This is a genomic window from Rhodoferax sp., assembly GCF_010365055.1.
Taxonomy (GTDB): Bacteria; Pseudomonadota; Gammaproteobacteria; order Burkholderiales; family Burkholderiaceae_C; genus Rhodoferax.
In genome coordinates this window covers 17,966-27,068 of the sequence record NZ_JAAFHA010000048.1, presented here as the reverse complement: position 1 = coordinate 27,068, position 9,103 = coordinate 17,966, and the positions used below count along the sequence as shown (strand labels likewise).

General features: G+C 62.1%; 7 protein-coding genes. 1 reads left to right on the top strand and 6 read right to left on the bottom strand.

All coding sequences use genetic code 11. The features are described from left to right. Nucleotides 1-570 (top strand): RNB domain-containing ribonuclease (locus tag GZ093_RS12110; RefSeq protein WP_296486220.1); only part of this gene is annotated, 570 nt, incomplete at its 5' end. Nucleotides 571-857: 287 nt separating this feature from the next. Here the strand turns inward: GZ093_RS12110 and GZ093_RS12105 are convergent. The 6 genes from GZ093_RS12105 to GZ093_RS12080 all read right to left on the bottom strand — a co-directional run bounded on the left by GZ093_RS12105 (nt 858) and on the right by GZ093_RS12080 (nt 9,045). Continuing rightward, on the bottom strand, nt 858-1,313 hold the full coding sequence (locus GZ093_RS12105; RefSeq protein ID WP_296486218.1) for a hypothetical protein: 456 nt from the start codon (nt 1,311-1,313) through the stop codon (nt 858-860). 307 nt (nt 1,314-1,620) lie between these two features. Further along, entirely contained in the window at nt 1,621-3,936 is a 2,316-nt protein-coding gene (locus GZ093_RS12100; protein WP_296486217.1) for an NADP-dependent malic enzyme, read from the bottom strand. Between the two features lie 172 nt (nt 3,937-4,108). After that, on the bottom strand, nt 4,109-4,612 hold the full coding sequence (locus GZ093_RS12095; protein ID WP_296486215.1) for a hypothetical protein: 504 nt from the start codon (nt 4,610-4,612) through the stop codon (nt 4,109-4,111). A 118-nt stretch (nt 4,613-4,730) separates the two neighbouring features. After that, a complete protein-coding gene (locus tag GZ093_RS12090; RefSeq protein WP_296486213.1) occupies nt 4,731-5,639 on the bottom strand; it encodes a DMT family transporter in 909 nt (302 codons plus the stop codon). Next, nucleotides 5,636-7,933 carry an EAL domain-containing protein gene (locus tag GZ093_RS12085; RefSeq protein WP_296486211.1) on the bottom strand — a complete coding sequence of 766 codons (2,298 nt, stop codon included), beginning with the start codon at nt 7,931-7,933 and terminating at the stop codon, nt 5,636-5,638. Before GZ093_RS12085 ends, GZ093_RS12090 begins: the two co-directional genes overlap by 4 nt. Beyond that, nucleotides 7,930-9,045, bottom strand: coding sequence for a TRAP transporter substrate-binding protein (locus GZ093_RS12080; RefSeq protein ID WP_296486209.1), 1,116 nt, complete (start codon nt 9,043-9,045; stop codon nt 7,930-7,932). Before GZ093_RS12080 ends, GZ093_RS12085 begins: the two co-directional genes overlap by 4 nt. Nucleotides 9,046-9,103 lie beyond the last annotated feature (58 nt).

Genomic DNA, 9,103 nt, shown 5'->3' with positions numbered 1-9,103 from the left:
GAGCCCGATTCGAAGGCGTTGGAAGCCTTTCTGGCCAAACGTCACCGGGCCGACCCGCTGCGCTTCCCTGATCTGTCGTTGGTCATCGTGCGGCTCATGGGCTCGGGCGAATATGTCGTGGAGACGCCCGGAGGTCCACCGATCGGCCACTTTGGCCTGGCCGTGCGTGACTACACCCACTCCACGGCGCCGAATCGGCGCTTCCCCGACCTGATCACCTCACGGCTGCTGAAGGCGGCGCTAGCCGGCAAGCCGCAGCCCTATTCCTACGCCGAACTGGCTGAATTGGCGCAGCACTGCACACGCCAAGAGGACTCGGCCCAAAAGGTGGAGCGGCGCATGCGCAAATCAGAAGCAGCGCTGTTGCTGGAGTCGCACGTTGGTCAGCGCTATGACGCCATCGTGACCGGCAGCACCACGGACGGCATCTGGGTCCGGATATTCTCGCCACCCGCCGAGGGCAAGTTGGTGCGCGGGGTGACCAGCCTGAAGGTCGGCGACAAAGTCCACGTCAAGCTGGTGGCCACTGATGTGGAACGCGGCTTCATCGACTTTGTGACGATGACCTGACCCGGCCGACACGCGCGGATATTGTTCGTGGCTGATCGCAGGGTGGCCTCCAGGAAACTCTCTAGCGTAGAAATAGATAGAGAAGAAGGATGATCACAATAGTGCCAAAACCGATATACATAGCCAGCTCCATCGCGATGCCCATCCTCTGCGAGGGTGTTTCAGCACGCGTTAGTGGCCTCATTTAAGCTCGGCTGAGCAAGTTCGTCTGTGCTCTAGCGAACGTAGCCTGAAGCAGCGCCAGATATTCAGCCCGCTTGATCTTCAGCTACGCCGTCCGAGTCAACTCATGCCAAGGACGGGGGCAGTCCGCGGTCACCCGCTCGACGGTTTCGGGCGCGTTGCACCAGCACGGTGATCAGCAGCGCGGCGGCGGCCGAGCCAGCCATCACCGGTGACGCCGCGAGCATGTCAGCCAGGCCGTCGACCACATGGACGCTCACCTGCTGGACATGGTCGACCAGCGTAATGACGTCGCTGGCTTGCACGTTCTGCGCGTCTTCAAGTTGAACGTGCAGGTCCGGCCATCCGCTGCGAAAGCGAATCTTCGCGAAGATGCCATTGGCGATGGCGACGAGCGAGAGCACACCCAAGGGGCGCAGCAGATGCTCAAGCAGGCGGCTGCGCTCAGCCGCAGGCGCCAACTCATAAACTTGACCGACCAGTTGTGCAATCGTAATTTCCGACACCAGGCATGTCACCTTGTCTGAAGGCGGCTTCTTGGTCGTAGGCTTGTGATTCATGGCATTGGGCTCCTGGGCAATAGACCCGCCCGCTGTTGGGGGCGAGGCGGGTGCATGTTGAAAATTTTTCGTCGGTATCTTGCTGTCACGCAGACGCTTCAGCATAGACCAGACTGTGCTGCCGACATGTTTCAATTTGATGTCCAAATGCGACAGCGTGTAAAGCCGAAAAGCAGCTCACAGGCAGCGCAGAAACGCCGAAACGCAGGCAACGCCGCTGGCTGACTCACCACCCCTGAAGCGCGTTGGTCCCGGCCATGATCTGCCGTGGACCAGCCGAGCTGGTCCACGGCCTGATGCTGTTCCCTTAACCAGCCAAGCCCTTGCCGTGCGCAGCATTGGCCACGGCCAATGCCGTCATGTTGACCACGCGCCGTACCGTCGCAGAGGGGGTGAGCACATGCGCCGAGGCGGCGGCGCCCATCAGGATAGGGCCAACGGTAACGCCGTTGCCACCTGTAACCTTGAGCACATTGAACAAGATGTTGGCGGCGTCGAGGTTGGGGCAGATCAATACATTGGCCTCGCCATGGAACTTGCTGTCCATCAGGGCGGCGTTGCGCATGTCTTCCGACAGCGCCGCATCGCCTTGCAGTTCGCCGTCGGACTCCACATCGGGTGCCAGCTTGCAGAACAGTTCATGGGCCAGGCGCATTTTGACGGCTGACTTGTGGTTCGAGGAGCCGTACATGGAGTGCGACAGAAAGGCCACCTTGGGCGGCAAGCCAAAACGACGGACTTCGTCGGCCGCCATCACGGCAATGCTGGCCAACTGCTCGGCGTCCGGGTCTTCATTGACGAAGGCGTCCGCAATAAACAGCGTGCGCTTCTCCAACATCAGGGCGTTCAAGGTGGCAAATCCGCAAGCGCCCTCTTTGACCCCGATCACATCACGGATGTGCTCCAAGTGCACGTCAAAGCGACCCAGCAGTCCACACAACATGGCATCGGCATCACCGAGTTTGAGCATCAAGGCGGCGATGGTCGTGCTGGAACGGCGCACGGCGGCCTTGGCCGCCTCGATGGAGACGCCACGTCGGCCCATCAGGCGGTGGTAGGTTTCCCAGTATTGGCGAAAGCGCGGGTCATCTTCCGGGTTGACGCATTCCACATCGGCACCGAGGCGCAAGCGCAGACCGGCCTTACGCAAGCGTGTCTCAATGACGGCCGGTCGTCCGATCAAGATCGGCCGGGCCAGCCCTTCGTCGACCACCACCTGCACCGCGCGCAGCACGCGCTCGTCTTCGCCTTCGGCATAGGCCACCCGTTTCGCGTCCAAGGGCACGGCCTTGGCAGCGGTGAATACCGGGCGCATGATCATGCCGGTCTGGTAAACAAAGCGTGACAATTGCTGGCGGTAGGCCTCCATGTCCTTGATCGGGCGCGCGGCCACGCCAGACTCTTCGGCGGCCTTGGCCACGGCGGGCGCAATGCGCAGGATCAGGCGCGAATCAAAGGGGGTGGGTATCAGGTATTCGGCGCCAAACACCAGTTCTTTGCCAGCGTAGGCATTTGCCACTTCTTCGCTGATGTCGGCCTTGGCCAGGTCGGCAATTTGGCGAACGCAGGCCAGTTTCATGGCCTCAGTAATCTTGGTGGCACCACAGTCCAGAGCCCCTCTGAAAATATAGGGGAAGCACAGGACGTTGTTGACCTGGTTCGGGTAATCAGAGCGGCCCGTGGCGATGATGCAATCGGGGCGTACTGCTTTCGCCAACTCCGGGCGAATCTCGGGTTCCGGATTGGCCAGCGCCAAAATAATCGGGCTGCGCGCCATGGTCTTGACCATGTCCTGCGTCAGCACGCCGGCGGCTGAGCAGCCGAGGAATACGTCGGCTCCGTTGACGACGTCGGCCAGCGTGCGCAATTCGGTCTTCTGTGCAAAAGGGGTTTTGGATTCATCAAAGCCGCCGGCGCGGCCTTCATAAACCAGGCCTTTGGAGTCACACACAAAAATGTTTTCGCGCCGCACCCCCAGGCCCACCATCACACCCAGACAGGCCAACGCGGCGGCGCCAGCACCCGACACCGCAATTTTGACTTCCTCAATGCGTTTGCCCACCAGCTCCAGCCCGTTGAGCAAGGCCGCGCTGGAGATGATGGCGGTGCCGTGCTGGTCGTCATGAAACAGCGGTATGTTCATGCGCTCGCGCAGCTTCTTCTCGATGTAGAAGCACTCGGGTGCCTTGATGTCTTCGAGGTTGATGCCGCCCAGGGTGGGCTCCATGGCAGCAATGATCTCAATCAATTTGTCGGGGTCGCGCTCGTCCAGCTCAATGTCAAACACGTCAATGCCGGCAAATTTCTTGAACAGGCAGCCTTTGCCCTCCATCACCGGCTTGGAAGCCAGCGGACCGATGTCGCCCAGACCCAGCACCGCCGTGCCGTTGGTGATGACCCCTACCAGATTGCCGCGCGAGGTGTATTCGGTGACCAGCGAGGGATCCGCTTCAATGTCAAGACATGGGTAGGCCACGCCGGGCGAATAGGCCAATGACAAATCGCGTTGGTTGGACAGCGGCTTGGTCGGGGTGACCGAGATTTTTCCGTGTGTCGGGTTGCGGTGGTAGTCGCGCGCTGCTTCGCGCAGGGCAAATTCGGAAGGGGAGAGTTCTTTTGTCATGTCAATTTCCTGTTTTGATGTTCTAACAGCATGGGCTCAACGCTCGACCAACATACTAATCCCAAAAGCCAAACCACTCCTTTGATCGCGCGCAGGAAATGTTTTGGCAGAGTTGAGGGCCGCGCTCGCTCGCTTCGCGAAATGGCGGTCTGCCCTGAAAGGCCAAGCGCCTTTAGAGCTGACCCTCCGTCAGGGTGGCGAGCTGAAATCGCCCGCTTTTGTCCCAGAGCCAGGTATCGGTGTAGGTCACGCGGCCCATGCGCACCGGTGTCGGAAAGGGCGCGGCCTGGCGCACAGTCCGCTCGATCTCGGCGATCACTTCAGGCGCATGTTTCGGTGGGCGCAGCCAGTGGGTGCGAGTGACCCGGCCCTTGCCGTCGACGTCAACCTCCAGCACGCCAATGGCGTACAGCAAGGGTGGCAATTGGCCGTGAAATATGCGCTGCGCATTCTTGTCATAAATGTGCTGTGCGGCATCGCGTCGATAGGCGCGGGGATTGGTGGCGCCGGAGACGGCGGGCAATGTGGGTGCGACCGGTCGACGGGCAGCGGGTGGCGGTGCGGCAGGCGCTGGCGGTACCGGTACCGTGCTGGAGGTGCAGCCAGCCAAGATGGCCGCCACGCTGGTGAACATGCGTGCCATGAGTGTGTTGCTGCACTTGCGGTTTTGATTCATGGCACGTCTCCGGTGTGAACTGGGGTTTTCCAGTGGTTCATTATGGCTGCCGATCACTGGGCAGGACCATGCCACGTTGCTGGTCGCGAAAAAGAGCAGAGCTCAGGCACAAATGCGCTCAGTGCCGCGACGACGACACCGCAATGCCACCCACGATCAGCATGAACGCCAGCGCGTGGTACAGGTGCGGCACTTCGCCCAAGAACGCGCTCGACAGCACCGCGGTAAACAGGGGTGTCAGGTTCACAAAGAAGCCCGCTACCGAGGGGCCGACCCGGGTGACGCCAGCGCCGTAAGAGCGATAGGCCAGCACCGCCGGCCCAATGGCAATGAACAGCAGCGCGCCGCCCATAGTCCAGCTCCAATGCAGCCGCCCCAAGCCCAAGGACCACTCCGCGCCCGCAAACAAGCCCGACCAGACCAGGCCCAGTGCCACTTGCGCCAGCAAAAACGCCGACCAGTCGCGCCGAATGTCGGGCGGTTCGGTCGTGGGGTGCGCCAGCATCCAGCTGTAATAGGCCCAGGCGGCTGATGCCAGCAAAATGTACAGGTCACCCGCCACCAGCCGCACCTGCAACAAGACATCCAGCTGGCCACGGCTCAGCACCAGCAGCACGCCGCTGATTGACAGCGCGGCACCCAGCCATTGCTTGCCAGATATGGGCATGCCAAAAAATACCCGGCCAATCAGCAGCATCCACACCGGCGTGATCGAGCCCACCAGCGTGACGTTGATCGGGGTCGAGGTGTTCAAGGCCAGATACAACAGGGCGTTGTAGCCGCCGATGCTCAGCAAGGACAGAACTGCAAAGCGCTGCCAGCTGGGCCATAAAGCGCTGCCCCGGCGCAGCACCGGCGCTGCCAGTGGCAGCAGCAGCATGAAGGCAATTACCCAGCGCAGCAGATTGAGCGTCATGGGCGAGATCAGCGGGGCCATCAGGCGCCCGACCACGGCGTTGCCCGCCCACAGCATGGGCGGCAGCGTCAGCAGCAGGGCTGCGGTGGGGGTGAGCCGTCTGTGGGTCACGGCAGGGCCTGTGCTGGGGTCAACAGGGCTTCAAAGTCGGACAGGGGCGTGGGCCTGCCAAACAGATAGCCTTGGTACAGGGTGCAGCCGTTCGCAGCCAAAAATTCTTGCTGCGCTGGGGTCTCGACGCCCTCGGCAATCACCCCCAGACCGAGGTTGTTGGCCATGCCGATGATGGTTTGCACAATGACACCGTCAGTGGCGTGAATGTCAATATTGCGCACAAAAGATTGATCGATTTTGAGCTGGTCCAGCGGTAGCCGGGTCAGGTAGGAAAGCGAAGACTGCCCGGTGCCAAAGTCGTCCATCGAGAATTGAACCCCCAATCTTTTCAGCTCGCTCATCTTGGCAATGGTGTCCGTTACGTTGTCCAGCACCAGTGACTCGGTCAGCTCGAGTTTGAGCAGGTGCGGCTTGATGCCGGTCTCGCGCATCACGCTGCTGACCTGCGCCACAAAGCCCGGTTGGCGGAACTGGCGCGCGCTGACGTTGACCGCGACATGCAGATGGCAGGCCCGAGGATCGTCTTGCCAGACTGCCAGTTGCTGGCAGGCCGTGCGCAGCACCCACAATCCAATTTGATTGATCAATTCACTTTCCTCCGCGACCGGGATGAACTCGACCGGTGGTAGCAGACCCCGTAGCGGGTGCTGCCAGCGGATCAGCACCTCGGCCGCGACCACGCCGCCTGCCAGCAGGCATTGGGGCTGGTAGTACAGCGCAAACTCGCCGTTCACCAGTGCCGCCTGCAGGTCCTTTTCAAGCTGGGCACGGGCCGTGATGCTGGCCTGCATCTGTGGATCAAAAAAGCACAGGTCGTTGCGCCCGCGCGCTTTCACCTGGTACATGGCGATGTCGGCCTGTTTCAGCAATTCTGCTGCAGTAATGGGTGTCGAGGCCTCGAACAGGGCGGCGCCCACGCTGCAGGTGTTGCGGTAGCTCTGCGCCTGTAACAGGTAGGGTTCATTGAGTGTTGCCAGAATTTTCAGACCAATGCGACGGGCCAGCGCGGCGGCCTCCAGAGTGTGCTCGGCTAGGTCTTCGAGCATGACGACGAATTCGTCCCCGCCCAGGCGCGCCACCGTGTCCTGTTCGCGCATGCAGTCCTTCAGGCGCTGGGCCACTTGTTGCAGCAGCAAGTCGCCCACCTCGTGGCCCAGGGTGTCGTTGAGGGTTTTGAAGTGGTCCAAATCCAAAAAAAGCAGCGCACCACAACGACCGCTGCGCGCACTGGTGCTCAAGGCGTGCTGGAGCCGGTCCATCAACAGCCGTCGGTTGGGCAGGTTGGTCAAGGGGTCAAAAAATGCCAGTTGCTCGATCTCGGCCTTGGATGAGGCAATGGCTCGGCGCGCTTGGGCCAGATGCTCCAGGTACCACAGAACCAGACCAGCAGAGGCCAGAATCATCAGCCCAAACAACAGCGTCACGCCCAGGATGAAATTGCGCTGCTCACGCCAGTTGGCCAGTGCAGCGGCGATTGGCACGCTGGCGGCAATCAGGACATCGCGGTACAGAGTCGGTTGCGCAACCACCAGGGCCGGTTGAGCGCTGAGCCGCGCTGGTATCCGCTGGGCCTGGCCCCAATTCGGACCCTGAGGCAAGGGCGTGTCGAGCCGGGTGCCCCAGAGTTGCTCCCTGGCCGGCGCGCTGGACAAGAGCTGGCCATCGCTGCGCTCGAGCGTGATTTCCAGGCCATGGATGCTGACGCCCTGGCTCAGGATGGCATTGAGTAAGGACACCTGGACCTCGGCCACCGCCAGCACGCGGGAACCGTCGGCCAGTTTGATGGGGCGCCCCAGGTAGATCACTCGCTCGGCGCTAGCGAAATTCACCACCGGTGCGCTGATGCTCAGCTCCGACATGGGCTGTGCCAGTGCCTGTGCCACAAAGGCGGCGGGCATACCAAGGCGTGGGGCGCCACCGTCGCTGTCAGATGAAGCCAGCACGCGGGCCCCTGCGTCCAGCAGCGCCACATGGCGCACCATCAGGTTTTGCTGCACGGCGCTACGCATCAGCCGATTGGCCGCGTCGGCATCGATCCAGTCTGTCACCAGCAGCGACAGACCCAGCTGCTCGTCCAGGCTGGCCAGCAACACGTCCACGCCCAGCAGGCTTCGGTTCAGGGCCACCACGGCACCACTGACAAAGCGCGCGGCTTCCGCCTCGCTCTCGTTCAGGGCGGCCTGCCGAATACTCCAGATCAGGCTGGCGGCGGCCAGTGCGAGCACCAGCAGGAACGCCCCCGCCAGCCCCAACACCCAGACTGTGATTCTCGGTAGCTGCACGCGCGTCATGGCACGCCTGGCGCCGGGATGTGCCGTGCTGGGCCAATGGTCTGGTTCCAGACGTCAGCACAGCGCACGCCACAGCGCGCAATCCAGCGTGGCAACACGGTGGCGCTAAAAATTTCTTGCCGTCTGCGCTCGTCCGACGCCGACAGCGGCACGGTCACCATGTGACCCGCACGTGCGCCAGCACACGCCTGCGCGCCGGTGCTGCAGGCCAGGCCTTCTGCCGTCTCGCGTTCGCTCTCGGTCCAGATGGCTGCTTCAAGTTTTGGGAGCTCGCGCCGCAGCAAGGCCTTCAGGTCGGGTGGCAAGCCGTCCCACGCGGCCAGGTTGGCGCCAAAAATTGCCAAGCCCCAGGTCACTGGCAGGGTGTGCAGATGGGTGCTGACCTCATGCAGCCCGAGCTTGTACCCTGACAGGGTGCCGCTGATGGCGCACTCGGTGTTGTTCGAGGCCATGTTGGCCATGATCTGGCCGAATCCGGTGAGCACTGGCACGCCGCCCCAAGCGCTGACAAAGTCGGACTGGGTGGCTGACGAGACGCGGATGCGCCGACCGGCCAGATCCGCCATGCTGCCAAGTGCACGCCTGCAGAAAATAACTTGGGCTGGGTAGATGTAAAGCGCCAAGACCTCGACACGATGGCGTGTGCGCAGCTCGTTTTCGAGGTAGGGGCGAAAGGCGGCCACGCTTTGCTTCACGCTGGCTACATCCGGGTTGAGCCCGGCCAGGTCGGGTGCGTTGTATTGAGGGTATCGCGCGGAAAGAGAACTCAGCAGTGCCGTGCCAAAGGGTACGACGCCGAGCTGAATCAGCCGCAGCATGTCGGCGCCCGGGACGCCGGCCCGGTCAAAGGGCACGATATCGGCATCGTACTTGCCCGCGCTCAAGCGGGCCAGGGTCTGGGTCCAGAACGGTGCCTCGTTACGCGTGTACTGGTTCAAGTCGGCCAGACCGCCGACGATACGAAGTTTTTGCAGCTTTTGCGGTGGCGGTGTTGGGGGTGCCTGCGCCAAGCCGGTGCTTAGAAGCAGAACGCCAGCCAGCAAGGTGGCCGATCGGCGGAGCAGGCGCAGCATCAAATGGGTGCGGGTTGACAAAGGTGTTGACTGTGGCATGTTGGCAGCGGCAATGCCCTCATTTTCGCAGCAAATGTCTGACGTGCAGAGCAGCGTC